The sequence below is a fragment of the Serratia quinivorans genome (assembly GCF_052113645.1).
In the GTDB taxonomy this organism is placed as follows: domain Bacteria; phylum Pseudomonadota; class Gammaproteobacteria; order Enterobacterales; family Enterobacteriaceae; genus Serratia; species Serratia quinivorans_B.
Genome location: NZ_JBIEIU010000017.1, coordinates 32436 through 56995, shown reverse-complemented (window position 1 = coordinate 56995; position 24560 = coordinate 32436). Strand labels below are relative to the sequence as shown.

Below are 24560 nucleotides of genomic sequence, written 5' to 3'. Positions count from 1 at the left end.
CCTAAAGGAAATAGTATGGAACAGACACAAACACCACTTCGTTCAGTGATCAACCGTGGTGCAATTACCCTGCTTGAAGCAGCTATTTATATCGTTATTGCTTTGGTAATACTGACGGTTGCCATTACCCAGGGAGGGGGTTTGTTTAACAAAAACGATGCCAGCACTGAGTACAACAATGCCGCAGAGTTGCTGACTAACAGTCGCAGTATGCTGAAAACCTCTGGCATCTATAACTTCGCAGCAGCTGATGCCATGACGGGGGCACTGATCCAGTTTGGTGGTGCGCCGGCAAACATGACTATTGTGGGTACAAAGTCCTCCGGAACCGCCAAGCTTCAAAACTTGTGGGGTGGGGCTGTCACCGTGCAACCCGTTGCTACCGCTGGCGGTCAGAAGTCCTCCTTCTCACTGACCTACGCGGCGGTTCCACAGGAAGCGTGCATTACTCTGGCGACCAAGCTGAGTGCGGCGCCGAGTGTTGTGACCACCATGGTTAACGGCACGTCGACTAATGGTGCAATCGCGGCGAGCGCCGTTGGCGCACAGTGCACTGCAGATAAAGGCTCGGTGGGTCAAAACACCCTCACTTTCACAAGCAACACCTGATGCCCATCCCGCCGGTAACGTCCTGTTGCCGGCCTCCTTCTGGAGTGCATTCTTATGTTGTTTTCTTTTCAACGAGCCTTGTCCTGTCTGGTGTTGGGCGGGGCGTTATTATTATCGCTGCCGGCACAGGCGTTCTGTTTTAATGAAGCCGGGGCACGCTATAAAGTCGACCCCCTATTACTGCGTTCGATGGCTACCGTCGAAAGCAGCCTAAACCCCCGAGCAGTCGGCATGAATCGCGATAAGAAGGGGCACGTCACCAGTCGCGATTTCGGGCTGATGCAAATCAATGATCGACACATTCCTCAATTGCGTGCTCTTGGGCTTATTACGAGTGAACAAGATCTGCTGAACAATACGTGCCTCAATGTACAAATCGGAGCATGGATACTGGCGAAACACCTAAAGCAATGCGGCGTAAATTGGCAATGCCTCGGCTCCTACAATGCCGGGTTCGCTGACAACAATGGCCCGCGTCGCATGATTTACGCCCGGAAGATCTATGCCATGTACATGAAGCTCAAGGGAGGTGCGGCCTGATGGCCATGTACCTTTTGAAGATCACTCTGCTGATCGGCTTCGCCAGTGTTTTTCTCGTTATCCTCACACAACCGCTCGTTAATCAGGCCAAGCAATTTCTACTCGAACATCATGGGCCACCGCTCACTCAATTGCAGATACGTAGCGTCACGATAACTTTCGTCGGCACCGGCACTGTCCTGATCGCAACAACAGCATTAGCTGGCTTCCCGTGGTTAGGGGCCGTCAAAATCATTGGATTACTCGCATGGGGCATCCCAATGGTGTTACTCGACATGCGGAACTACTGGCTGCCACTACGGTATACCAATGGATTTTGGCTGACAGGTCTGCTGTTTACCTGTCTGCCTGGGAGCACGCTCACCCTGACGGAGGCGCTCACAGGCAGTATCGGCATGTTTATGTTCCTCTATACCTTTCACTACAGTGCCAAAAGCCTGCGGGGTGAAGAAGGGTTTGGCCTGGGCGATGTGCATTTGATCGCCGCGCTGTGTGCCTGGCTTCCCTGGCAGTTGGCCAGCGTGCTGAGCGGATGTGCATTCTTGTTGTTTATCGTTGGTGCGTTGCTGACGAAAAAAATGGCTCAACCTTATGCTCCCTGGCTGTTCGCCTTACTGGCGACCTTGGCCGGAAGCTCTCCTCAACTGACCCTATCAGGTGCTTTATGACTGCTGAAGTTGCCAACCCTCGTATCAACCGGGGGGTATCGTTGATCTCAATGGCCATCGTGCTGGGGATCGTGTTGATCGCTGCGCCGATCGGACTGGAAAGATATTCCAACTATGTGGAGGAACAAACCTGGGTCATAACAGCGACACACCTGAGCACCGTGAGCCAGGGCGCACGCCGATATGTCAAAGATAACTACGACACCCTACTGAATCAGGTTAAGGGCGGCGGTAATGTCACGGTAACCGGACAAATCCTGCGTGATAAAGGGTATCTGCCGACAGGTTTCTCCCTGACCAACAATAATACTCAGAACTATATCCTCGCGGTGACACGCAATCCTGCGCAAACCGACAAACTGGTCGCCTTTGTGTTGACGGCCGGTGGCCAGGATATTGCGTTCAAAGGGCAGCGGTATATTGCGCAGAACACGTCTGGTCTTGGTGGGTATATCTATCCCGCCAATATTGCCAACGGTGCCGGCGGGGGCTGGGAAGTCAATCTGGCCAGCATGGGACTTAGCGGACAAAGCGGTCATCTGGCGGTTTATTTAACGTCAGAGGTATTGGCCGGCGGGGCGGAAGAAAGCGATCGCCTGTATCGTTTTCAGGTTAACGGTCGTCCTGATCTCAATAAGATGCATACTGCGATTGATATGGGCGCCAACGATCTGAACAACGCAAATGCTATCAACGCGAAAACAGGCAACTTCAGTGAAGACGTGACGGGTAAACGCGTTGTTGCAAATGAATACGTTTACTCAAATGGCTGGATTTCCGCAAAGGGCGATATCAAAAGTGACACAGGTTGGCTCATCACCAAGCATGGCAAAGGCTGGCTCAACGAAGACCACGGCGGTGGGCTTTATATGGATGATAACGACTGGATTAAGTCGATTAACAATAAAGGCATTTATACCGGCGGCCAACTGAAAGGGGGGAGTGTTCGTGCCGATGGGCGCGCATCCGTGGGCGAATATCTACAGCTGGATGGCACAGCTAATGAAGGATGGGGCTGTAGCCCTAACGGATTAGTGGGTCGCACTGGCGATGGCGCTCTGCTGTATTGTCAGAATGGGTTATGGCGAAGTACAGGAAAAGGCAACGGTGCCTACCAACAACTGGGGTACCACATAGGAAATTATTCAGGGTCTAATCCTGGGACTTCAACAATGTCGGTGAGTGCCCTCGGGGGACAATCCACCAAGAACTGGGGCGTTAATGATGGTTCTTGTGATAACACTTACGCTTTGACCGCATTCGTAAACGGTTTAAATGTCGCGACGAGTATAAATAACAATCCGCAATGGGCCAAAAGCACCACGATCAACTTCACCGTACCGGCGGGCGCTACATTCAACATTGTTTCCGATCCGTTACCTGACCGTGGATGTAGCCCCGGGTCGTTCAACGTATTGAGTTACCAATAAATCGCGTTACCCCACCTTTCCGTAGGACACTCATCAATGAAAACCTTTATGGTCGCATGCACTGTGCTAATGCTCAGTGCATGTTCGCGTGACATATCTACTCATTCACTGGTTACCCCTCAGGCTCACATCATCCACTCAGCACAGGACATACAAATCACCACTACCCTACTCAACCAAGCTGACGCCATTAACCAGACACGTTCATCGTTGTTCATCCCACGAATCACCGCTAACTCTCAGAGGATCGCAGTGGATTGGGACGGCGACGCTATCGAACTGCTCAGTCAGTTAGCGCATCAACGCGGTTTGTCCTTTGCTTATACGGGCGTTCGCCTGCCCCTGCCCCTGACAATCCATGTACAGGACGCAACCTTTGAACAGGTTCTGCGTTTGGTTCGCACCCAGATCGATTGGCGAGCTCAGTTGGATCAGCAGCCAACTGAGCTACGGCTCTATTTCATGTTACCCCTGAAAAAAGGAAAACTGGCATGACACGAAAAGCCCTGGCCCTGTGCCTGGCACTGGTCACGGTGCCGGCTATCGGGGCTACAACTGAATCATCCCCGCCACCAAGTATTGATGCCTATTTGTCACCCAAGACCATAGACAAACATGGCCTTAACGACACGCTCTGGCAGCTACTTAATGATGCTGGCCAAACCGTGGGCTTTCGTGGGGGAAAGGCTCAACGCGCCTGGGAGCTTCAAGAGGCTCTGAATGGTCAGAACGATGCGCTTAATCGCTTATATACGTTCGCCCCCCTCATCAGCAGACAAGGTTGGTTACCTCCGGTGATCGTGGCATCAGAATCTCTGGCCCACATTACCGATAGTCAAATCCGCACAGCTAACAAAGTCTACAACATTCTCGTTCCCGAGCGATTTGTCAGCAACCCGCCGACCTGGCGCCAATATTTGCTGGCTGGCCTGGGCATCAACACAGACATTCCAACGGAAATCCGCCCTAAAAATGGAGATGAGGAAAAAGTCTGGAGGGCAGCCATAGAGAAAGGGTGGCAGGAGGGGCGAGAAAGTGCCGACCGAACCCTGGAAAGTAATTTTGGACGGCTGACCCGGGATTACACCGGCATGGTGCGTTATTCCACCCTTGTACAACAGGGCATGATCACACCACCAGTGGTCAGTGAACAGCTGCAGTCTGTCACCGGTTCGAAAGACAAGCTGATGCTGGGCGATAAAGTCCGTGACCTGAAACAACGTGCCGGCTTCGAACTGGATAAAAAACGCTGGAAACCCACGATAAACACCCAACAGTAATCAACATCACACTCAGCAAGGAGTGTCGACATGACGGATTTAGACAGTTTTGATTTCAGGGGCGGTCTTACCGCTGACAAACTCCGAGAGTTCTTCGTTCACTGTTACCGCCATAACGTATCGGATATTCATCTGCAAAGTGGCAGTCCTATCGTTGTCGATCATCATGGCCGTAAAGTGGTCGCCGGTCAGTTCCCTCTGGAACATGCCAATTTGGTTCGCCTGATTGATGAGGTGTATACCCCGGATATCAAATCCCTCGTTCAGGGGGGGCAAGGGGCCGATCGTCCCCTGCAGTTAGAAGGCGACAATAATGGCCGCTTTGGGCTCGAACGCGGTGAGCGAGTCAGATTTCGGACCAACTTCATCCAGGCGACGATCGGGGCGCTCAATACCGCCATTGCCATGACTCTGCGTATCATTCCGTCGAACATCCCCATCCTTGAGGATATGGGGATAGAAGAGGATTTGTTCCGCAGCTTTTTACCGATGGATGGCATGGGGTTGGTCTGCGGCCCGACGGGTTCGGGAAAGTCCACGCTTCTGGCCTCCGTATACCAGCATTACGGTGAAACAAACCCTAACGGCAAACTGGTGACCTATGAGGATCCTGTCGAGTATTTGTTAAATAGCCCTCGATTATTGCTGCGACCGCAGCAGTCTGAAATAGGACGTGATGTACCCAGTTTTGCCCACGGTTTGCGCCTGGCTTTACGTCGGGCTCCCCATATTATCGGCATCGGTGAAATCCGTGACCTTGAGACGCTCCAGGCTGCAGTCGCTTGCGCCCAGTCCGGACACTTAACGTTAGGTACACTTCACGCCTTCTCACCCGGGCATGCCTTTTCACGCTGTGTCTTGATGGCACCCAACGACTCACGTGAACAAATCGCCTTCGACCTTCTGGACGCCATGCGCTTTGTCGTTGTGCAACACCTGTTGCCGACGATCGACGGCAAACGCCAGGCTGTCCGGGAATATGTGTTGTTTGATGACGACTGGCGCCACCGGCTTGGACTCGAACACTACTCACGCTGGCCAGACATGATCAACGCAACGCTACGGGAAAAACAAAGTCGGATCGCAGATCAAGCCTGGACGCTGTTTGTAGAAGGCCGCATCGATAGCCGTGTCGCAGAACGGGTGATCGGTTGGCGTGAGTTCACCGATAAACAACGGAGATATTGATGAATAACGACTATTCCCCCTGGATCGACACTGGGCAGCCCGCCACCTTGATGGATAGCGACTATTCCCCTTGGCTCGACAGTGGGCGACCCGCCACCTTCTGGGGTATACCCGTGTTGGTTTATCTGGTGCTGCTTATCTGGGTCATTTGGCCAAGTCTGCCCATGCTCATGTTTTGCATTGCCTTGCTGATTTTTTACAAGGTGCTGGCCATCTTCGGTTACACGCTAACAGTGCTGTTGCAACGACTGCTGCACCGGATGCGGGGAAACATCATTACCGGGCGACCTTGGTGGTATCGAAAATTTTTTGAATAGGAGCTGTGATGAAAGAACAATATGCAAAATCTGACACGCCATTTCTGGCCGGCTATTTACTCCAATCCCTGATATACCGCCCTACTCGCATTTGGATTGGCATCTATTCGGGTAATGTCGATGAACTGGGCTGGGAGGGGGAATGAAAGTCACTGAACCGACTTACCTGGTGATCCCGTTTGAGCAACTTAAAGAAGCCAAGCGCCAGGCTGGAAAACTTGAAAATGGCCAAAATGCCCTTGAGTTCGATGCTGATAAAAAACTGTGGTTCGCCAGACCTGGGGCGGATCTCAGCAAGTTGTCGCGATGGCGGACAGACACTGCCCTGGTGATGTCGGCACAGGGCGATCCCCAACAGGAATTTGGCGACTTTATCCGCGTCCTTGGGGGCAAACTTAGTGGGCCTCCAACAATGGATGGGAAAGCTCACCGTATCGCAATGGATGATGATAAAACCGGGAAACAGTCAGGGGTTTATGTGGGCCATAAGGATGGCTTTGCCAACGGCTGGTTCACCGACCATCGCGCGGGAGATGACCGTAACGTTTGGTCATCAGCCTCTGCCCGGCCAGATCCTACTGTTATTGCTCACCAAAAGGCGATAGCCGCTCAGGAGCAACATCGGCGTGAACAACGCAAAATAAAGGAACACAATCAGGTCGCACAGGCATCCGCCTCTCGTTACGCCCCCCTCAATCAGGCTGGCCATAATCATGCTTACCTGAACAAAAAAGGGGTCAAAGCCGCAAAAGGTCTCCGCTCAGAACGAGAAAACCTGGTCATTCCTCTCAGCAATGCGGCCGGGGATATCCGTACACTGCAAACCATCGCCCCCGATGGTAGTAAACGCCTCAGCAAAGGTGGCCAAAAGGAGGGCAGTTTTTTTGTCGTCGGTGGTTCATTGAAAAATGGCAGTCCCATCGTCTTTGCCGAGGGGTACGCGACTGCATCCAGTGGGGCAATGGCCCTTCAGCATCCCGTCGTCATGACCGTTGACTCCGGCAATCTGGTGAAAGTGGCGAAAGCCCTGCATGAACGCTATCCCGACAGCCCTAAGTTATTTTTGGGGGATGACGACCTGCCAAAACCCAAACGCCCGGGCAACCCCGGTAAAGAGAAAGCAGAAGAAGCTGCCGAAGCCACCGGCGGCACGGTGATACTGCCGACGTTTACGCCGTCAGAACGGCAACAAGGCCTCACCGATTTTAACGATTTTCACCAGGCTCGAGGGTTAGAGGCATTAACCCAGTACCTGGCCCCCACATTTGCCGCACTGAATATCACTCAAGTGGAGCCCACAGTGGAAAATACCCCTATCGCTGAACCGGTACTGGATCCGGTAGACGATACGCCAATGCCGTCGATACCGGAACCCATCGAACCGAACATCAGTGCCAACGACACCAGGATGCAAGCTTCGGCAGATCCCGAGCCCACAGTCACGGCTGCAGCTTATGTTGAACCTTCACCTCCCTTCCAGGAGGACTATGCCGACTACAGCCATATTATTGCAGAATTGAATGATCAGGAGGTCCTGGAGTATTCACCTACGGCACCTGTCTCACCCTCCATGAAGGATGAGCAGGAAACTGATGATAATAAAGCAGTAGATAAACAGGCAAAAATTGCACCAACAGAAATAACATCGCTCACCGCAGCAGCGGAGCAACTCGAAGACATAGCTGCACCTGTTTCGTTTGCCAGTCGCCTCGCACCAACGCCGGCTTCTGGCCCAATCAACGAAAGCGCCAATACGCCTCCAACGGAAACGCAGGCTTCCGATGTTGAGCTCGAAGTTGACGGTATACGGATAGAAATGCCGGACGGCAAACAAAGTCGCCAGGTCACCCCTCTTGATCTGGATGCATTAATGCAACAGATCACTCATGAAATTGCAGCAGATGGCCGTTCTGTAAAATATTTGTTCTCCGGTGAGCCGGCTTTTGTTGACCACGGTGACCGACTCACGATGGCCAATGCCACGGCGAGCCAAAACGATGCCATGATCTTGACTGCCCTGCTGGTTGCCCGTGAGCAATATCGGGGACGTATTGAATTGACCGGCAGCGATGAGTTTAAACAACGTGCTGTGACGTTGATCGCCGAGTACAACCTCGATGTCAAAATGAAGAACCCACAACAACAGTTAATGCTGGATGAAGCGCGCAAGGCATTGAGCAATGAACCCGCACCGGGAGACACCCCAACGCCAGTCGGAACGCCGACGGCGGCGATTGTGCCAGAACGAGAGTCAACATCACCCTCTGTTGCCCCCTCAGAAAAAAACAGTCTCCCGCCGGAACTGAGACCGACGGTATTGCCGACCGATGAACCCCGTAACGCCAGCCGCAAAGAGAGCGAAGCCGGACTGACCGGCACCTTACTGGGGCACGGTCAGGCTCGCTATAACTTCGACGAGTCGGAGAACAACAGCTACTACGTGCATTTACGCACGGCTGGGGGCGAGCGGTACATTTGGGGGAAAGAACTGGCCCAAATCGTACCCGCCAGTGGTCTCAAGAAGGATGACGTTGTTACGCTGAGATGGTTAGGCAATAAAGAAGTAACTGTTATGGCTAAAGTTCGGGATGAAAAGGGAAAGGTCATTGTTAATGCCGACGGTACTGAGAAAACGGAGGAAATCGCCACCCATCGAAACCAGTGGGAGATTAAATCGGCTATCGACCCACAATTACTGGTCAGTCACGAACAACAGGCCACGCCACCGGCGACATTGGTTGCTTACGACATGACCCACTTTACCGCGTTGCAGCAACAAGTGATCCAACTGGCCAAAGATGCCGGTATCTCGTTGCCACCGCTCCCTGAACCTACCAACGATCTGGTGTGGCTTAAACCCAACGGAGAAGGAACTGCCGCCCCGGCAACACGTCCGGCACAACCAAACCTGCCGGTACAAACCCAGGATGCCGGCACGGTATTGATGAAAGCTATGGACAGTGAAAATCAGCTCAAGCTACTGCTGGTTAAAGGCCTGGGTGAGTATGTTCAGGGCGTTGTGCAATATCAGGACGAATATCATCCGGTGCTGGGCAAACTCTGCACCAATGACAAGGGCCATCGTTATCTGGCACTCAATGCTGTGACTACCGAAGGTGTAACAGCGATTGGCTACGGTAATGCAGTCAATCATGAGTCGGGAGCCAATAATGCCTTCGTTTTCCGGCTGAAAGGGGAAAAGGATCGCCTCTACGCCCCCTTGGTTGAACCGGCAAAGTGTCCCCCGGCCCTGCATAAACAACTTGGGTTTACGCACGACTACATTCCACCGTCGCAAACCCCGCAGCGCCGGGACATCGATATTGTGGAGAACACCTCCCGGCCTACCCCGCAGTCACCCCGCCCAGGGGTGTAAGGAGTCATTATGCAATTACGCTCAATTTTGCTGGCCGCGTTGCTGGCCAGTACGTTTACGTTGCCGACGCATGCCGCGACGTGTCGCGCAGCCTCAGCGGCTCAAATCGGTGCCCAAAACGGCTATGAACGGGATCGCAAAGCAGCAGAAGCCTGGTCTCAGCGCGAAAATCAGGTGTCCAGTGGGTTACAGCAGTGTTTAGGCGATATCAGTACAGCGATCACCGTGCCAACCTTTCCCGACCTGAGCGGTATTCTCAACGGCATCAAAGACAAGATTTGCCGTGCCGCACACGACAAGATCCAAGAGTATATTCCGAGTCAAATTGACCCCTGGGGGGATTTGTCTTCTCGCAGCGGTGGCCTGGTTGGCACATCTTCCCGTTCGGTCAATGCGCCCAAGAATTACGCACCAACCTCTTACCAACAGGCCCCTGTAACTTCACCTCCACCATCGCAACCCTCAAGCGTGACCGGTGGTGATTACCTCTTTAGTCGTTAATACGTCTTTCGCTAAATCAGCGGATGTTACCTGTTCCTTCTTGCAGCCTCGCCGGGCATAACCTGGTGAGGCCTGCCCGTGGATAACGCCATGCAAAAAAAACAGCCTGTCTCTCCTTCACCGGAGTTACCTGGTCCCTATGACGCCGCCGTCGCGCAGCATCAGGCCAACCAACTGAATGTTTACTTCACCCGCAAGTCATTGACCACCAATGTGTGGCAAAGCGCCTCCATCACCCTCTGCTTGTTGATTATTGGTGTGTTGACCTATGCCGTTTTGCATCCGCCGGTGAAGTATTTCGCCACGCAGGATGGTCGCGTCATTCCCCTCACGCCAACAGACCAGCCCGCGTACAGCGATGCCGATGTGACCGACTTTGGTAACCGTGTGATACGTGAAGCCTTCACGCTCGACTTTGTCAATTACCGAACGCAGATGAATAACCTGCTTCCGCGTTTTTCCGATGAAGGATTTCGCAGTTACTACACCGCGTTGACGACGTCTAACGTCCTCACGGCCGTTAAAGACAAGAAAATGAACATGTCCGTTATGACCTCTCCGGGCGTCATCGTCAGCAAAGGGACGCTGGAGAACGGTGTTTATGCCTGGAAAATCCAGTACCCCACAAAATTCAAGATGACGGGCCAAACGTCGTCACTGCCCGAACAAAGTTTTGTTGTGTCACTGCTGATTCAGCGTACAGATCCCCGGTTGAAAAACACCGGCATGGAAGTGTCCCAGCTCATTACCTATGAGGCTCAATAGTCATGAAAAACCCTTTTGCCGGTCTGTTATTACTGACTGCGGCCAACACTTTTGCCGCCACTACCGTCGATGTCGCCCCGGCACCGAACGCTTGGCAACCAGCCCAGACGATGGGCAATGCCCCGGCGGCGAATGCTGCTCAAAACAACCCGGTACCAGTACAGTCAACTCCCGAGCCAGCTCCGAATGCCCCTTTACCACCGGCTGGGAATACACCGTTGCCCTCACCGGCACTGACTTATGCCGAAGGCCAAATGGCCCCGCTTTCCCCGGACGATGTAACACATCTGCGTAGCACATTCGATCAGCTGCAGCGCAGTGAGAGCCGCTCCCCGGTGACTGCCGTCCCGCGAGTCAGTTCACTGACCGTGAATCTGTCACCTGGAGCATCGTTACCCATGCTGCGAGCCCTGCCAAACTTCCCAAGCACCGTATCATTCACCGATGAAACCGGCGCCCCCTGGAATATCGCGGCCCCCCCGGTGAACGGCAACGAAAGCGGTTTCTATATCCAGTTCATTCCAAACAGCGCAGTGATGTCCGTACAGGCAAGGCGCGCCTATGACTCCGGCAGCGTCACGGTTTACTTGCAAGGCTTGCCAGTACCGGTGGTCATTGCGTTATCCAGTGGTGAGCCGGATAACGCGGACAAAGCTCAGATAACTGACAGCAGCCTTAACCTGCGGATCCCCATGCGCGGGCCTGCAGCCAAAGCATTGCCGATCGCAAGAGAGAAAATCAGTCTGGATAACCCCACGCTGCAAGCTTTCCTTGATGGTACCCCGCCCAAAGAAGCCAAACGGTTGAAAACCAGTGGCAATGTCCCGATGACCAACGTCTGGCAGATAGGTGATGACCTTTATATCCGGTCTCGCAGTGAGCTACGGGATGCCTTTGTTGAGACCTCTTCTGCCGCTGACGGTACCCACATCTGGAAGCTGCCGGTGACCCCGGAAGTCGTTTTCTCCGTTCAAGGGCGTAATGCCACTCTGAACATCAACCTGGAGTAAAACCATGGCTATTGAAAAAGATGCCGCCAGCGACGGGAAAAAGACCGCCATGGTCATAGTAGGTGCCGCCGTAATTATCGGTGCAGGTGTCTACCTTGGATGGGGGTACCTAAACCGGCCCGAACCAACCCCATCGCAGTACAAACTCAATCGGGTCGCCAATAATGCGCCTCGCAACAGCGCCGAAACCGTCCAGTACCAGCGGCTGCAAAGCGAGGCCAACACCATCGGCTATAAAACGGCTGACAATGGTGGAACCAGTTTTGTAGCGTCATTGCGAATGAGTGACATCAATGCAGAAATGCCGGCACCGGCACCACAGTCGGTCAGCCTGAATACGACACCAGTTGATACTCAGCAAGGCAGCAATCCACAAAATGGCGGTATTGCCGAAGACCAAAAAGCGGCACTGAAGGGGTATTTGAAAACACTCAACGATCGCTGGAAGCCCGGGAATATGCAGTTGGCCAGCGCCTTTGGTCAGGGAGCTCAGAACCAACAAGGTACAAACCAACCGGCTGACACATCCGCAGGCGGTTCGTTCGGTAACTGGACTCAAAGTCTGCCTGGGAATGCACCAACGGAAACCCCGGTCAGTCTGGAGGCACAAGCCAAAGCCCGGGCAGACATCGTGGTCGTACCGCCTCATACCCGCCGCCCTGGTGTAATCGACAGCGCTGTGGATTCTGACAACCTCAACTCCATCGTTCTTGCGCATATTCCTGCTGGCGTGCTGGCAGGTGCCAGTTTCACCGCTCAGGGTGTTCAGTTGGCTGGCGATGGTGTTGTGATCCACTTTACCCGCATGACGCTTAACAGCGTTGATTATCAGGTAGACGCCTATGCCCTGCAGGACGACACGTTGCAATCGGCAGTAGCAAGCGACGTTAGCAACCGCTACATCAGTCGCATTCTTCTGCCAGCCGTTGCCTCGAGCCTCGGCGGCCTAGGAGATCTCTACAAGCAACAGAACACCCAAATACTGTCCACCAATGCAGGGACGATTTCCGGCGGTACCGGCAAGGTCAGCGGTTCAGCTGTGGCCGGCACCATTGTCGGCGGTCTGGGAGCCAATGCCGGCAAGGTGATGACCAATGATGCCTCTCGCCTCCCGGTCAAGCAGGTCAAAGTGTTCAAAAACCAAATCGTGGCCATCCAATTTATGAAAGGGGTGTATGAGAGCGACAGAGTCAATAAAAGCGCAGTAGTTACACCGCTCAATGCAGGAGAACAGTAATGTCCAAGTCCCATTTTGATCTTGATACCCCCCCACCAGAGCCATTGGCGGAAGATACCGATATCCCAGAAACGCCCATCGTCAGTGAGCCCATAAAACAAAAGCTCATTACATTGCCGCTCGGTATCAAGGTGACACCGATTCAGGCAGGAATAATGGCGTTGAGTCTCATCGGGATCGTGATGTTCGGTGTGATGCGCAACAACCCACATGACAGCGGTGCCCCGCCACAGTTTGCGGCCCAGGAGGTGGTGAGTCCGTCAGTTCCGACACCGGTAACATCCTCTCCTGCTGCCCCCGCCACTCGGGATCAGCCAACGTCGGCAGCAATGCCAACCCCGGAACCCACCGGGCATGCCATTGTTACAGAAGCAACACAGCACGCTATCGAGAACAACCGCGTATTCAGTGAGAACAACCGGGAAGGAATCAAGGCACTCGACGAGAGAATACGCGCACTGGAACGCCAGGTTAATGCGCTGACACAGCGCCCATCGTCCGCAATGGTTACCCCGCAACCTATAACCGTGGCTCGCTCAGCCAATCATGGCCTTCGGACCAGCACAAAAACCCATTCCCTTCGTGGTGCAACGATCGCAAGCCTTTACCCAGGGCTAGCATGGGTTAATTACCAAGGCAGCACCTGGGCGCTACGTCCCGGTGACCGCATTGGTAATGCCACCGTTCAGAGTATTGACACCACACAACGCCAAGTGATCACCACCGCCGGTGTTATCCGGTAGGGAGAACTATGGATTTGGTCCAAATGCTGGCCAATGCCGTCAATAACGTGACCGCTGTCGGGATCCAACTTGTTCTCGCGCTGGGTGCCGTTGGCGGTCTGGTCATGTTGGCGTTGCACTTTGGAAACATTGCCAGCAAAGCCAGGCGCGGCCAGGTACAGGATGGCGCAGGGAAAATCCTGTCCGTCGTATTGGTGTGCGGCTGCATCATCGCACTACACCAGGTCATGAACGCCACCTCGCAGCAGATGGCGCTGGGCAATGTCACCTTTGGCGCTATTGCTTATGTGTCAGAGGGCAAATATGGCCCGGCAGCGGTCGCCATTAACGCCGGTCTGACTTTGCTGCAGTGGGTGGGCGTTATTTATGCGTTGCAAGGTTTGCTCCGGTTGCGACGCTCACAGAAGGACGGCCACACCGGACTCAGTGCCGGTGAGGATGTTTCAAGCGGCGTTAAACGAATCATTGTCGGCACAATGCTCGCAGTCAGTCCCCGGGTACTCGATGCCCTACAAAACACACTAAATATTCATTGGTAAAACATAGAGGTAATAATGAAAGCTCGTCACTCCCTGAAAGATATTCCCCTGTTCATCGCAATTAAAGGTGCCCTCATGGCCGATACAGTACGCCGGTATTATGCCCGCGCAATTGCCGGGGGACTGGCGTGGTTTCTTACCCCTCTGGCTCATGCTGACGATGACATCGCCGGTATGATCAAAGGGTGGCTTGATGGGATTTACTCGCTTAAAGAACCGATCGTCAATGCCTCAATGGTCATCGGACTTGGATGTATTGCCGGAGCAATTGGTCTGATGGCCACTAAGAAAAACAACCCTCAAATTAAAGTTGGGCACATTCTGGTCCTGTTGGTCGCTGGCGCATGCTTTATTGCACTCGATCAGATGGCCAGCCGTAGCCAGAAACAGATGACCCTTAACCCAGTAGGCATTTAACACCCGATGGCCAGTCCAAAAGGCTGGCCATTTCGTTGACGCTCGCCCTTCGCCACCACTGCTCCCTCCTGCCCTGGAGTTCATATGTTGGTTTTTTCTATTTCCCAGCGTGTCGCTGGGTTTTCTCGATCGGCTAAACAACAAGAAATTCTAGATGTGACCGCACGCCAGAGTGGACACTGCTGCGAATTCTGCGGTTATGAGTCGCTTAAGAACACGGCAATTTTCCGTGACAACAACCCTTTGAATACAGCCCCTGACAATCTCAGTGTCGCTGATCCGCTGTGCCAGGCGTGGCAACAGCTCGATACCGTCACTGCGGAAGCCGGCGTGATGATCTACCTACCGACGCTACGACCCGAAGATGTCAATCACCTGCAGCGGGCCATTGCCCAGGCACTGAGCTCGGAGGACGAAGACTACCGTCGGGATGCCAAAGCCTTGCTGGATTGGCTAACGTCACACGACAAACCGGTACAACAAGCATGGGGAACCACACATCCACAGGCATTCGGCGATGCACTTAAACAATTACCCACCGATCGCCGAAGTCTTCTTCTATCACGCTGCCGTCACCTGGCGTTAGCGCTGCACCCTGGCCGCCTTGTCGGCCGACTAGCCACCACGGGTTTGGATGCTGGCACCACCTGGTGGTTACACCTGTACCGTGATTACAAAGCCCGGAGTTGACCATGATTATTGATAAAATCGAAGACGCATTTGCCTTCTTCTCCCGCTATGCCCTGGGCAGAGATTTCGCGCAGTATTGTGACCTGCGCACCGTCATTGGCATGACGCCCGACGATAAAATTCGTCACCCGTCGCTGGACGCACCTTACATCCATGTCACCCACAACAATGATTACGCCAGTTGTTTTGAAGTCCTTGGCGCATTTCGAGAATTTAGTGAAAACGTGCCTAAGACACCGAACGAACAACCCGAAGCCGACAGCTACCTGCGTTTTGTGTTGAAACTTCGGGATGCACTAACAGGCGACTTTAAGGCTCTGGGCCATAAAATCAGTATTGTTTTCGAGCGGGATCCTAGTCGCGGAAAAGAAGAAATTACCCGATTGGTGGAGCCTCAGCGGCAGGCCTATCGCAAACTCGGGCTAACGCTTGATGATCTGGTCGATGAGCAAATCACCAAAATGTCCCCCTATGTTGCCCGTGAGCGTGTATGGCTGACGGTTTACACGGCAATTTCCTCCCTGCCCGCAGCGGAACGTAAAGAAGAAACACACCGCCAGGAGCAACAGTTTAAAGATGTACCGGAGGCGCGATTCGGTCAAAATCCTGTGTTTGCTGAGTTTGAGGGACTGAAACTCCGACACGATGCCTTTATCGACAAGTTGGCCAACGACCTCACTAATGGTAACGAGGGGGTGATGGTTCGCCTACTGGACGCTCACGAAGCAGGGCATATCCTGCGCGACGAAATCGAACGCCTCAGTACAGATGAAAGTTGGCAACCCCTGCTTCCTGGTGACCGGGTGATCCCACATGGAAAATTGCGCGATGACGATATCAGTGGTGCATTGGCCCCTCACCTCAATTTTCAGTATTGCGATACAGAGGTAACACCCCACGGTAATTTGATTGAAGTTGACGGATTGTTCCATGGCCAGCTCGCAATGACGCTGGCACCACAGCGGCCAGAACCGTTCAGCCAATTGTTCAAAAAGGTTCCCCGGCAAATCCCCTGGCGCTTGCGTCTGGATCTGATGCCCGGCGGTGGTGCTCATCTCAACAACAAACAGAACCTGCTGTCTTTTGTCGCTTTCGTACCGTCTCTGCGTGATATCTACAAATCGGTATCCTGGTTGGTGAAGCAAGATAAAAAAGAACCGGTGTGCATGATGAGCATCACAGCCAGTACCTGGGATGCTGATAAAAGCCGGTTGAAGCGCAACCTGACGCTTCTACAAAAATCGATTCAGGCCTGGGGCGTCACCTCCGTTACCCGAACCTTTGGTGATCCAATCAGAGCCTGGATAAATACTTTGCCACTGGCATCCAGCTACAGTGCACCAAATCTGATGTTCCCTCCGTTATCCGAAGGCATCAAGCTGATGCCTCTGCAGCGCCCTGCCAGTCCGTGGGGCAATGAGGGCAACTCCATACACCAGACGGTTGATGGAAAGCCCTATCCGATTGGGTTAGCCAGTGCGCTCCAGGAAAAACATACCGAGTTATTGGCTGGCGCTCCAGGTTCAGGAAAATCCTTGTTGGCCAACAGCCTGCATCTGGATGCGATAACCAATGGCAACAGCGATCTGCCGTTTATGGCCTTTATAGACAAGGGGTTTACTGCCCAGGGCTTTTACGACTTGGTTCATGACAGCCTTCCCGTTGACCAGAAAGACAAGATCATCAGCATCATTCTGCAAAACGTCGCAGACCATTGCCGCAACCCATTTGATATTCAATTAGGTCTGAAATACCCGATCAGCACTGAGCGTGATTACTTGCTGAGATTATTGACCAGCCTGTGCATCGATCCACAGACGGGCCTCGCCCCGGATGCAACGTCATGCAAACAGATCCTGTCCCGCGCCGTCGACCTGGTGTTTCGCAAAAACAGCGATACCGAACCCGTGCGATATGGCCCGACCCTGGTTCCGGAAGTGGATGCGGCGCTCAAAAACAGCGGCTGTATCTCTCAGCACGACACGCAATGGTGGGAGTTGGCCACATGGTACGAAGTTCGTGACATGTTATTTGAACATGGTCATGTCTATGAAGCCTCTCTTGCTCAGGCACAGGCGGTTCCCGAGCTGAATGATCTCCAGGGCGCCCTCAACAGTGAAGAGTTGCGAACGGCGTTCGGCATGGTCAACCGCCCGGGATCGGATGAAACATTACTCAGTTACGTATCGCGTTGCCTGACTCAGGCGCTGTTTGATTATCCACTGATTTCCGGTCGCACACGATTTACCGTCAGCCCTAACACTCGCATCAGGATAGTCGATGTCAATAACGTGGCCGGTAATGATTCGCCTGAAGGAAAAATTCGCACCGGTATCATGTACCAATTTGCTCGCCATTTAGCAGGTGGCACTGACTTCTATCTGCCGCAGATACAGACAGAACTGTATGCCAAATTGGATCCACGCTACGTCCAACTGCACCGTAAGCGCATCGAGCAGTTGGATCAGGAGATCAAACTCATCTTCATTGATGAGCTGCATAACATCAAAGGTATTGATGCACTCTGGTCCGCCTTACAAACGGAGGATAGGGAGAAACGCAAGTTTGGTGTCCGTACTGTCTTCGCATCGCAGTACCTGGACGATTACCCTCAAACCATACTGGACTCGGCGAACTCGCTCTATTTACTTCGGGTACGTACTCGGGACTTCGACATCCTGCAAAACACCTTCAAAGTCCCGCGTGCCACATTATTGAAACTCCTGAACACAACCAAAGGCCCGGCCCCAGATGGCAGTGGTGTCACCTTCCTTGCCGTGTTCCAAACCACCAATGGCAACGTTGCACAGCTGTTGAAAAATACCGTCGGCCCTCTGCGTCTCTGGGCTTTGAACTCCACACCGGCAAACAGAGCATTACGCAATATGTTGTATGACGCGCTGGATGGCAAAACCGCACGGCGGCTGCTGGCTAATGCTTTTCCCGGTGGCTCTGCAGAAAACCATATCAAGATGTTGAAAAAACGTGCCGGCAACGACGATGAAGGTGGCGCCATTCGTCAGCTGGCAAATGAACTCATCGCCCAAGCCGGCTATATCCAGGGAACTGCGGCTTAAGGAGAAAATATGTATGTGACAACGTTTTGGCCTCGTTTTAAACAATCATTTTTTCACTATCCCATCACCCACATCACTATTTATACCGCGCTGTTCTGGACTCTTGCCGCCTCAGTCGCCCTACACATTTGGAGCTAGTCATGTTTTGGACTCGTCAACATCCCTGTCAACTCAGCCTGCTGACCGTACTGGTCCTAGCTGCATATCTGCCAGGCAAAGCAGTAGCCTATCCCGTTGAAGTCATGAGCAGCCTGCCAGTCGAAACGCAGGTGGCGCCAGCACTTGGGACCATAAACGGTACACTGTCAGAAATCGCCGGTACCCAGCACCAGGTCGGTGCCGCTATCAACCAGAACGGTGGCAAAGTTGTCGCACAGATTGAACAGGCAGCCCAGGCACAGCGGGATCAGGACATATTCGCCCGGCAGACCGAACGATTGGAACAAGCCCGTCGTACCTACAGCGTTCCTGACAGCATCTGCACCGAATCCGGTTCAGGCATGGCCGCTCAGGTGCAAAGCGGTGCCCGGGCTCGCCAGGGAGCCTTGTCCAGCGGCAGTGGGATCAGTAACAGTGCCATTCGTCAGGGTGTTACCTCACCGACCCCTCCACCGGAGCAGACACAATTCCGAACGGCCGCAATACATGCCGACTACTGTGATGCCACGGATTTTGCGGCATACGGTGGAACAGCCTTGTGCAAAGGCATCTCCGATTTACCTGGTGGGGACAAGAGACTGACAGCCTTGTTGGATGGTGCTGGTCAGGAAGGGAAAGCCCCGGACTTGACCTTCAACCAACAGCAAACCGATGCAGCGATGGCCTATACCCTCAACAGTGCGCCTGCGACTGCAGGTAAGCAGTTGGGGAAAGGTGAAGTCAAAACGACATCAGGTCAGCAGTACGTAGGGATAATGACACAATATGAATCGGTGAATTCTGCAGCACGCGAACCCATGTTGGCCATGGTCGCCGCCAGTCAGCCTAATGAAGCTACCCGAGATGTGTTGAAAGAAACGCTGCAGACCCCGTCTGCAGCGGCGTATTTTGGGCGCACGGCATCGGATGAAGCGCAACGTAGCGGCATGATGTCCGAACGTGAGTTTGAACAGTTCGAAGTAGGCAGACGCTATGCCAATACGGACTACCAAACTGACCTGCAGGCAATGGATGGGGATAATTTAGCGCGTGAATCTATACGGATCCAATCACTGCAGAATTGGTTATTACTGGGGATAAAGCAGCAGCTGCAGAAAAACAATATTCTGCAGGGCCAACAGCTATCTATCTCAGCAACAGAAAACTATCGTCCGCAGTTGCAAGCAAAAATGCGTGAAGTCAGTGCAGGAGCAGCCCGTCATGACTGAAAAAAATGAGAAAAAAGCTCCACATTGGGGCCGTCGTGTTGGTAAGGGGGCGTATTACACCGCCAACATTTTTTTGCCACTCTCAGAACTGCGATATACCGCCACGAAAATCGGCCCCTCGCTGATTAACCACCTTAAACGAGCACGGCACCTCTCACCGTCTTATCAACTGGAGCAAAAACTGAGGGAGCCCGTGCTGGACTTTGACGACGCCGTAGCAGCCAGCGGAGTGTCGACAACGGTATTGATAAAACGCTTTCACCGGCGCAAACAACTTTGCCTGGCACTGTCGGCGGTACCGGCATTTCTCATCATCAGTGTCATGCTGGTCGTCCTGGCCAGCAATATCTACACGCCGTTGTTACTGGCCAAAACGTTAGCCCTGGTGTTAGCCCTCTTGTCTTTAGCCGCAATCCCCTTCGTTCAGGCTCTCGTTTGCTCATGGCGTTTGTGGCAACTCCGGGAACGCCGAGCATCTCAGCAAGAACGCGGGGGATTTATGGACTTCTTGACAGAAAACCACTGGCTTAAAACAACGCTTTCACTTCGGCAGTAACCTGCAGGTAGCACCTTTCCTTCCTGGCGCCCGCCAGGCAATTGCCTTCAAAAACGAGCATCCTATGAAAGCCATACGAAAATTGATGGCCGGCGCTTTGCTGTGCCTGTTTACGGCCAGTGCCTGGGCCGATACTGCGGTCAGTTTTGACACCATAGAACAAGCGGCTAAACGGTCTAGTGACTTGTCTCGCCAAATTCTGGTTATGATATTTGGTGACGTTGTCACTAACCCGTTATCAACTGAATCAAGCATGATCGGTCAGCTATTCTTTGTGTTTAACGGGATAGTCATGGCCATTGCTGTCGTCTGGTTCCTGTTGGTCACAGTCAAACATCTGGTACAAGCCGGACAGCACGGAAAAATATTCAACCAGGGCAGCTCAATGGTCGGCCCAGTCACAACGACCGCTGGGTTCCTAACCCTGGTACCTACGGTCTCTGGTTGGTCCTTGGCGCAGCTCATCTTCCTTTGGGCAGCTTCTATCATGGGGATAGGCAGCGCCAATGTAGTAACTGATCGAATTGTGGATTTATTGGAAGAGGGTTACTCCCTGGTGGTACAACCCGTTGCACCACAGACAGTGAGTGCTGCCCGGGCTATTTACGAAATGAATTTATGCATGTATGGGGTTAATTCGGAACTCAGCAACATGTATCAACAGTATGGCCAGGGTGGTACTCCACTGATGAGTATCAAGTCACTACCTGACGGCTTTGAGATCGGCAACGGGAGCGCTTTGTGTGGTTCAGCCCGGCTACCGGAAAGCCTGGCAGACCAGACGACCAGCTGGCTATTCCCCGTTCCCGTGAACACAGACAGCATAATCAATGCTCAGCGCAGTGCCATGAACGAGATGCAAAACACATTATCACAGGACGCATCACAATTTGTTTCTGCTCTGGCCAACAAACAGGTGAATGGCAGTGGATCATTACCAGATGCTGAAACTGACATCCAGAAAGCGGCACGAGCCTATGAAGACAGAATAAATCAGGCATTGAAAGCACAAGGGCACTCCGACGAACTGGCTTCCGTTCTCTCGGCCCAGTTGAAAAAAAATGGTTGGCTGGCACTCGGATCTTGGTACCAAACGTTTGCCACGGCCAATAACAAGTTCAATGACGCAGTCCAGTTAAAGCCTGTAATTTCAGGTATGTCTGGCCTGGGTGATTTGGGAGCTAGCGACAACTACTCCAATATAAAAACAGCCTACAAAGCTCAACTGCAGAACTCCCCCTACACACCCCCACTGGGGACACAAGGAGCTAAAGATACTCAACAAGCCACTGACGCATCTGACCCAAGTGCAGTCTTTGTTGGATTATTTAAATCACCAATTCAAAAACTAGCGAACAATATCGCAACTTCGAATATCGGAAACTCTTCAGTTAGCAATGACCAAATGAATCCATTACTGAAAATGAAATTCATTGGTGACTTAACCTTAGGTGGTGCCGAGGCGACTCTGACATTATTCACTGCGGGGAAAGTAGCCGCTGCCTTATCTACTAAGGGGTTTTGGGGAAGCCTTGCCGGTGCTTTCTCTGCTAATGCAACAGAAGGGTTTTCTGCTTTTCTAGATGCTATTTCCCCGGTTGTTTATTTTATTATTTTCGTCCTATTTGGAATTGGCATAAGTCTTTCAATATATCTCCCTTTCATACCATTTATTTTTTGGATAGCAGCAGCAGCTAACTGGCTTGTTAGTGTTCTAGTTGGTGCAACTGGCGGTACATTATGGGCTGCAACGCATATAGGTATAGAGGGCGACAAGGGGCATCGTTCATCATATGGCTATGTTTTCCTGATTGATGTAATGATTAGGCCGATGCTCATGGTCTTCGGTTTCGTATTTGCAAGTATAGTGATCGTTGCCCTTGGAACCTTGTTAAATCTAATGTTCGGGTCAACCATTGCTAACGTCCAGGCCAACTCGATTACAGGATTAGCATCTGTAATAGGTATTTTGATGGTCTATGCAAGGATATGTACTACTGCGGTTACTCGAGTATTCAGCCTACAAGTAACAATGCCAGACTATATCATTTCTTGGTTAGGGGGACGTGAAGCTGCAAGTATTTTAGGTGGTATGGCTGAGTCAACAAAAAACATTTTTGCTGGTTTTTCACATGGACTACAGCGTTCGCCTGGTGTAAAATTCAATCATAAAGGTTCAAACAATGAACAGGGAGATGGAATTAAATGACAAAAACGCAACTTTACTTAAAGTCCTTCTATTTAATGTTTTCATTATGTGCAGGTGCCTTTTTTTTACTTTCATCTTTGATTTTGTTCATTGTATCAGATGCACGAAGCAATCCAGCCTGGCCAGTTTTTTCTTTAGTCGTCGGTTTAGCTTTAATTTATTCATTTTACCGCACGCTTCGGAACTCTAAAAAGAAAACCGAGAACATAATAAATAGTTACATCTGCAATAACTTCACCCCATCTAATGGGTATGAGATTAAAATATTAGACATTGGTAAGTATGTTGGGGTAGACGTAAAAAACGGAACAATACTATTATTATCAACAACCGACTCTGTTTTTAAAGGAGTCCGTGTCGCCGATCTGGTTGGATATGAATGCAGAGGAAGCACCCTGACGTTTAAGTTCAATGATGTTTACTTCCCTTACTTTAAAATCAATGTTGGTAGCGAAAGTAAGTGCATGGAATTCGGTAATAAACTGGATGTTCTTCTTTCCTCTTCCTATCGCCCTGAGAACGAGTCTGGTAACAGTTTTGGTGAATTCGTTCGCAACAAATCCCTAGCCTATTGATAAATTAAATAGTATTTTCCAACATCCATTTTAAGCGCCCTAATCGGCGCTTTTTCTTTGTTGAAGAAAAAATCCCCCTTGGTGTAGTCCCCCTTATAACCCGTATAGTTTCCTTGCGGGTATACCTTTATCAGGAAAGTATATGGCAACAAGAACAGCCACTCCGCCACCTCAAGGCCAGGAGCGCGGACTCATGATACTTCTTATCTTTTTCATGATCTGCTTTTTAATGTGGATATACCAGCCCCCCATCATGTATGGAAGTTGTTGGATAATTTATCAACTCTGGTCTCTTTGCGACTTCCCGCGAAACCACAGTTATGTTGCTGAACGATTGAATTTATTAGCTTGGGCGGCAAACCGCGTTAACGACCTCAGTTGGAGTGAGTTTATTAACGTGATGAACAGAACAGCCGGCATTTTGTTAGCACCATTATCAGTGATTGTAGTAGGGAGCATGATTGCAGTCCGTAATCATGCGAGTAACCGAACGCGAAGAGATATTAACGTATATTCCCTACCTAAAATTATGTCGCAGTTCTCTCCCAATATTGTACCTGCCCTGTGCTACGGCGATAAAGAAACACAACTGCTGAACTGTGACCCACCAGAGCATCGAAGTGCGCAGTCACCGGAAGAATTTGCCAAACAACACCAGTTGGTGATCGGTGAACGCCTTGATCATGAAAGAACTCGCATCGTCTTCGAACAGCAACTGGGTGCCCCACTCAAAGATGCATCCAGTTTTAGCCCCCATGAGCGTGCCTTAGTCGCTGCTTTCGGGCTTCAGGCATTCTTAAAGGACCGCAAGGGAGCTGAGAAATTGCTGGATGGCTTGAACCGCTCCTGCCTCATCAAAAGCCGTCGTGATAGGGGAAAAAAGGGGTATCCAGTTTTGGGACTGGCGACCAAAGCCTTCGAACGCGTGATCAGTACCCCCGAGGCAAAAGCCTGGCTAGGTCGACATAGCACTACCCGTACCGCAATGTTCGCTTTACATGACCAAGACTTACGCCTGCCCGGTCCGCGCTTTCGCTGGCTAAAAGGTCTCGATCGCACATTGTGGTATGCCCTGACCTCGACCGGCCGACCAAAAGTCTTTGTTGAAGGTGCCGGCGTGATTGCCGTTTCAAAATGGGAGACCCTGGTTGGGGAAGTATCAGAACGACTCAGAGTATCGGTTCCTATGCCAGAAAGTCGAATGGACAAGGCTATCCATGGCTTGGAAATTGATTTGCGAAACCTGGGGTTAACCATAGAAGAAAAATCAGCTACCGAGCCTATTGAATGCGCACCAGATGCTGATATGGAAGACGAAGTGGGAGATGTGGTGATTTTGCGCAATCAAGAAACCGCTATACCCGCGGCCACCATTGCAACAACACGTTCGCCTGAGCAACACCCCGTCAAAACTCGCACATTCACTCGCCCCAGAACACAACGCCCGTCTTAACAGGAAACAATCG

At 52.0% G+C, this 24560-nt stretch carries 24 protein-coding genes; all 24 read left to right on the top strand.

Annotated elements, in window-relative coordinates; translation table 11 throughout:
• Positions 1–15 precede the first annotated feature (15 nt).
• Entirely contained in the window at positions 16–609 is a 594-nt protein-coding gene (locus tag ACGS9J_RS23235; RefSeq protein WP_129935379.1) for a type 4 pilus major pilin, read from the top strand.
• A 54-nt stretch (positions 610–663) separates the two neighbouring features.
• Positions 664–1149 carry a lytic transglycosylase domain-containing protein gene (locus tag ACGS9J_RS23230; protein WP_017891023.1) on the top strand — a complete coding sequence of 162 codons (486 nt, stop codon included), beginning with the start codon at positions 664–666 and terminating at the stop codon, positions 1147–1149.
• A complete protein-coding gene (locus tag ACGS9J_RS23225; protein WP_130016810.1) occupies positions 1149–1817 on the top strand; it encodes a prepilin peptidase in 669 nt (222 codons plus the stop codon). The genes ACGS9J_RS23230 and ACGS9J_RS23225 overlap by 1 nt, the downstream gene beginning before the upstream one ends.
• The gene (gene pilV, locus ACGS9J_RS23220) at positions 1814–3247 is read left to right on the top strand and encodes a shufflon system plasmid conjugative transfer pilus tip adhesin PilV (RefSeq protein WP_129935375.1); all 1434 of its coding nucleotides are present in this window, start codon (positions 1814–1816) and stop codon (positions 3245–3247) included. The genes ACGS9J_RS23225 and pilV overlap by 4 nt, the downstream gene beginning before the upstream one ends.
• A gap of 36 nt (positions 3248–3283) precedes the next feature.
• Positions 3284–3742 (top strand): DotD/TraH family lipoprotein, encoded by a 459-nt coding sequence (locus ACGS9J_RS23215; protein WP_442233042.1) that lies wholly within the window; start codon positions 3284–3286, stop codon positions 3740–3742.
• Positions 3739–4527 carry a type IV secretory system conjugative DNA transfer family protein gene (locus ACGS9J_RS23210; RefSeq protein ID WP_442233041.1) on the top strand — a complete coding sequence of 263 codons (789 nt, stop codon included), beginning with the start codon at positions 3739–3741 and terminating at the stop codon, positions 4525–4527. The genes ACGS9J_RS23215 and ACGS9J_RS23210 overlap by 4 nt, the downstream gene beginning before the upstream one ends.
• Before the next feature lie 30 nt (positions 4528–4557).
• The gene (gene traJ / locus ACGS9J_RS23205) at positions 4558–5715 is read left to right on the top strand and encodes a plasmid transfer ATPase TraJ (protein WP_115185023.1); all 1158 of its coding nucleotides are present in this window, start codon (positions 4558–4560) and stop codon (positions 5713–5715) included.
• A 50-nt stretch (positions 5716–5765) separates the two neighbouring features.
• Positions 5766–6032 carry an IcmT/TraK family protein gene (gene icmT / locus ACGS9J_RS23200; RefSeq protein ID WP_241390675.1) on the top strand — a complete coding sequence of 89 codons (267 nt, stop codon included), beginning with the start codon at positions 5766–5768 and terminating at the stop codon, positions 6030–6032.
• A gap of 8 nt (positions 6033–6040) precedes the next feature.
• Positions 6041–6178, top strand: a complete 138-nt coding sequence (locus ACGS9J_RS23195) for a hypothetical protein (protein WP_017891016.1) — start codon at positions 6041–6043, stop codon at positions 6176–6178.
• On the top strand, positions 6175–9408 hold the full coding sequence (locus ACGS9J_RS23190; RefSeq protein WP_442233040.1) for an LPD7 domain-containing protein: 3234 nt from the start codon (positions 6175–6177) through the stop codon (positions 9406–9408). Before ACGS9J_RS23195 ends, ACGS9J_RS23190 begins: the two co-directional genes overlap by 4 nt.
• Before the next feature lie 9 nt (positions 9409–9417).
• Positions 9418–9909: a hypothetical protein gene (locus ACGS9J_RS23185; RefSeq protein ID WP_129935369.1), complete on the top strand. Its 492-nt coding sequence runs from the start codon at positions 9418–9420 to the stop codon at positions 9907–9909.
• Positions 9910–9999: 90 nt separating this feature from the next.
• A complete protein-coding gene (locus tag ACGS9J_RS23180) occupies positions 10000–10674 on the top strand; it encodes a DotI/IcmL/TraM family protein (protein WP_129935367.1) in 675 nt (224 codons plus the stop codon).
• Positions 10675–10676: 2 nt separating this feature from the next.
• The gene (locus tag ACGS9J_RS23175; protein ID WP_442233039.1) at positions 10677–11684 is read left to right on the top strand and encodes a DotH/IcmK family type IV secretion protein; all 1008 of its coding nucleotides are present in this window, start codon (positions 10677–10679) and stop codon (positions 11682–11684) included.
• Positions 11685–11688: 4 nt separating this feature from the next.
• Entirely contained in the window at positions 11689–12921 is a 1233-nt protein-coding gene (traO, locus tag ACGS9J_RS23170) for a conjugal transfer protein TraO (RefSeq protein ID WP_129935363.1), read from the top strand.
• On the top strand, positions 12921–13664 hold the full coding sequence (locus ACGS9J_RS23165; protein WP_129935361.1) for a hypothetical protein: 744 nt from the start codon (positions 12921–12923) through the stop codon (positions 13662–13664). The genes traO and ACGS9J_RS23165 overlap by 1 nt, the downstream gene beginning before the upstream one ends.
• A gap of 8 nt (positions 13665–13672) precedes the next feature.
• Positions 13673–14203, top strand: a complete 531-nt coding sequence (traQ, locus tag ACGS9J_RS23160) for a conjugal transfer protein TraQ (RefSeq protein WP_010895872.1) — start codon at positions 13673–13675, stop codon at positions 14201–14203.
• 15 nt (positions 14204–14218) lie between these two features.
• On the top strand, positions 14219–14620 hold the full coding sequence (locus ACGS9J_RS23155) for a DUF6750 family protein (RefSeq protein ID WP_017891138.1): 402 nt from the start codon (positions 14219–14221) through the stop codon (positions 14618–14620).
• A gap of 84 nt (positions 14621–14704) precedes the next feature.
• Entirely contained in the window at positions 14705–15310 is a 606-nt protein-coding gene (locus tag ACGS9J_RS23150) for a hypothetical protein (protein ID WP_017891137.1), read from the top strand.
• 2 nt (positions 15311–15312) lie between these two features.
• Entirely contained in the window at positions 15313–18387 is a 3075-nt protein-coding gene (locus tag ACGS9J_RS23145; RefSeq protein WP_442233038.1) for an ATP-binding protein, read from the top strand.
• Between the two features lie 140 nt (positions 18388–18527).
• Positions 18528–19754, top strand: a complete 1227-nt coding sequence (gene traW, locus ACGS9J_RS23140) for a conjugal transfer protein TraW (protein WP_442233037.1) — start codon at positions 18528–18530, stop codon at positions 19752–19754.
• Positions 19747–20310 carry a conjugal transfer protein TraX gene (traX, locus tag ACGS9J_RS23135; RefSeq protein WP_442233036.1) on the top strand — a complete coding sequence of 188 codons (564 nt, stop codon included), beginning with the start codon at positions 19747–19749 and terminating at the stop codon, positions 20308–20310. Before traW ends, traX begins: the two co-directional genes overlap by 8 nt.
• 64 nt (positions 20311–20374) lie before the next feature.
• On the top strand, positions 20375–22519 hold the full coding sequence (locus ACGS9J_RS23130) for a DotA/TraY family protein (protein ID WP_129935352.1): 2145 nt from the start codon (positions 20375–20377) through the stop codon (positions 22517–22519).
• Positions 22516–23094, top strand: coding sequence for a hypothetical protein (locus tag ACGS9J_RS23125; RefSeq protein ID WP_128865581.1), 579 nt, complete (start codon positions 22516–22518; stop codon positions 23092–23094). Before ACGS9J_RS23130 ends, ACGS9J_RS23125 begins: the two co-directional genes overlap by 4 nt.
• A gap of 193 nt (positions 23095–23287) precedes the next feature.
• Positions 23288–24547, top strand: coding sequence for a secretion/conjugation apparatus DotM-related subunit (locus ACGS9J_RS23120; protein ID WP_129935350.1), 1260 nt, complete (start codon positions 23288–23290; stop codon positions 24545–24547).
• Positions 24548–24560 lie beyond the last annotated feature (13 nt).

Excerpts from the sequence above, each read along its gene's own strand:
- ACGS9J_RS23235 (WP_129935379.1), top strand. The coding sequence starts at position 16 with ATGGAACAGACACAAACACCACTTCGTTCAGTGATCAACCGTGGTGCA.
- ACGS9J_RS23230 (WP_017891023.1), top strand. The coding sequence starts at position 664 with ATGTTGTTTTCTTTTCAACGAGCCTTGTCCTGTCTGGTGTTGGGCGGG.
- ACGS9J_RS23225 (WP_130016810.1), top strand. The coding sequence starts at position 1,149 with ATGGCCATGTACCTTTTGAAGATCACTCTGCTGATCGGCTTCGCCAGT.
- pilV (WP_129935375.1), top strand. The coding sequence starts at position 1,814 with ATGACTGCTGAAGTTGCCAACCCTCGTATCAACCGGGGGGTATCGTTG.
- ACGS9J_RS23215 (WP_442233042.1), top strand. The coding sequence starts at position 3,284 with ATGAAAACCTTTATGGTCGCATGCACTGTGCTAATGCTCAGTGCATGT.
- ACGS9J_RS23210 (WP_442233041.1), top strand. The coding sequence starts at position 3,739 with ATGACACGAAAAGCCCTGGCCCTGTGCCTGGCACTGGTCACGGTGCCG.
- traJ (WP_115185023.1), top strand. The coding sequence starts at position 4,558 with ATGACGGATTTAGACAGTTTTGATTTCAGGGGCGGTCTTACCGCTGAC.
- icmT (WP_241390675.1), top strand. The coding sequence starts at position 5,766 with ATGGATAGCGACTATTCCCCTTGGCTCGACAGTGGGCGACCCGCCACC.
- ACGS9J_RS23195 (WP_017891016.1), top strand. The coding sequence starts at position 6,041 with ATGAAAGAACAATATGCAAAATCTGACACGCCATTTCTGGCCGGCTAT.
- ACGS9J_RS23190 (WP_442233040.1), top strand. The coding sequence starts at position 6,175 with ATGAAAGTCACTGAACCGACTTACCTGGTGATCCCGTTTGAGCAACTT.
- ACGS9J_RS23185 (WP_129935369.1), top strand. The coding sequence starts at position 9,418 with ATGCAATTACGCTCAATTTTGCTGGCCGCGTTGCTGGCCAGTACGTTT.
- ACGS9J_RS23180 (WP_129935367.1), top strand. The coding sequence starts at position 10,000 with ATGCAAAAAAAACAGCCTGTCTCTCCTTCACCGGAGTTACCTGGTCCC.
- ACGS9J_RS23175 (WP_442233039.1), top strand. The coding sequence starts at position 10,677 with ATGAAAAACCCTTTTGCCGGTCTGTTATTACTGACTGCGGCCAACACT.
- traO (WP_129935363.1), top strand. The coding sequence starts at position 11,689 with ATGGCTATTGAAAAAGATGCCGCCAGCGACGGGAAAAAGACCGCCATG.
- ACGS9J_RS23165 (WP_129935361.1), top strand. The coding sequence starts at position 12,921 with ATGTCCAAGTCCCATTTTGATCTTGATACCCCCCCACCAGAGCCATTG.
- traQ (WP_010895872.1), top strand. The coding sequence starts at position 13,673 with ATGGATTTGGTCCAAATGCTGGCCAATGCCGTCAATAACGTGACCGCT.
- ACGS9J_RS23155 (WP_017891138.1), top strand. The coding sequence starts at position 14,219 with ATGAAAGCTCGTCACTCCCTGAAAGATATTCCCCTGTTCATCGCAATT.
- ACGS9J_RS23150 (WP_017891137.1), top strand. The coding sequence starts at position 14,705 with ATGTTGGTTTTTTCTATTTCCCAGCGTGTCGCTGGGTTTTCTCGATCG.
- ACGS9J_RS23145 (WP_442233038.1), top strand. The coding sequence starts at position 15,313 with ATGATTATTGATAAAATCGAAGACGCATTTGCCTTCTTCTCCCGCTAT.
- traW (WP_442233037.1), top strand. The coding sequence starts at position 18,528 with ATGTTTTGGACTCGTCAACATCCCTGTCAACTCAGCCTGCTGACCGTA.
- traX (WP_442233036.1), top strand. The coding sequence starts at position 19,747 with ATGACTGAAAAAAATGAGAAAAAAGCTCCACATTGGGGCCGTCGTGTT.
- ACGS9J_RS23130 (WP_129935352.1), top strand. The coding sequence starts at position 20,375 with ATGAAAGCCATACGAAAATTGATGGCCGGCGCTTTGCTGTGCCTGTTT.
- ACGS9J_RS23125 (WP_128865581.1), top strand. The coding sequence starts at position 22,516 with ATGACAAAAACGCAACTTTACTTAAAGTCCTTCTATTTAATGTTTTCA.
- ACGS9J_RS23120 (WP_129935350.1), top strand. The coding sequence starts at position 23,288 with ATGATACTTCTTATCTTTTTCATGATCTGCTTTTTAATGTGGATATAC.